This is a genomic window from Caballeronia terrestris (genome assembly GCF_001544515.1).
In the GTDB taxonomy this organism is placed as follows: domain Bacteria; phylum Pseudomonadota; class Gammaproteobacteria; order Burkholderiales; family Burkholderiaceae; genus Caballeronia; species Caballeronia terrestris.
Window position 1 is genome coordinate 1 of the sequence record NZ_FCOL02000503.1, and the last position, 967, is coordinate 967.

General features: G+C 59.9%; 1 protein-coding gene. It reads left to right on the forward strand.

The window, feature by feature from the left end; translation table 11 throughout:
• Nucleotides 1–34: 34 nt before the first annotated feature.
• On the forward strand, nt 35–967 hold a 933-nt coding region (locus AWB67_RS38580; protein WP_235025629.1), incomplete at its 3' end, for a recombinase family protein.

Consider the following 967-nt stretch of genomic DNA (forward strand, 5'->3'; position numbering starts at 1 on the left):
TCCTTGCCGGCCGAACGACCGGTTATTGCTCGGCATGAAGGGCAGCATCAGCGAGTTCGAGCTCAACGTGCTTCGAACGCGTATGCTCGACGCCGCGCGTGCCAAAGCTCAGCGCGGTGAATTGCGCATCAGCGTGCCGATTGGCTACCTCTGGCATCGTGAGGTCGGCCTGGGTCTCGATCCGAACCAGAGACTGCAGGAAGTGATACGCCTGATCTTTGCTCGCTTTCGCGAACTGGGTAGCGCGCGACAGACCTTCATGTCGTTACGCTCCGAGCAGGTCCACTTCCCGCGTCCGACTGATCGTAGTAGCCTGACGCACTTCGACTGGACGCTGATACGTTATCGCAACGTGCTCTCCGTGATTAGGAATCCATTCTATGCGGGAGCTTATGCTTACGGTAAGAGCGGGAACAAGACGACCATCGTTGATGGCCGTGCACACAAGAGTTACAAGCACCCAAAGCCGTTCGAGGAGTGGGAGGTGCTGCTCAAGGAACACCACCCAGGCTACATTGACTGGGAGGAATTCGAGCGCAACCAGCAGCGGCTCGCCGCCAACGCCTATGGCAAGGCAGGCGACGTAAAATCGGGGCGTGGCGGGCGAGCCTTGCTGGCCGGTCTGCTTGGATGCGCGCGTTGCGGACGCCGTCTGTCGGTAGCCTATACTGGACGCACACCGCAACCCGTCTACCGATGCTATCGCTTTGACCTGCCGCCGAAGTGCATGAGCTTTGGTGGCTCTCGCATAGACGCCGCGATCGCGAAGGAACTGATCCGTGTCGTGGAACCAATGGCGATAGAGGCGGCCCTGCAGGCCGAGCAAATGCGTATGGACACCCTGAATGAGCAGCGGCGAATTATCGAACTCGACCTGCAGCAGGCTCAGTATGAGGCCACGCTGGCAGAGCGACGCTACGCCGCCTGCGATCCCGATAACCGTTTGATTGCCGCGCAGTTGGAGAGG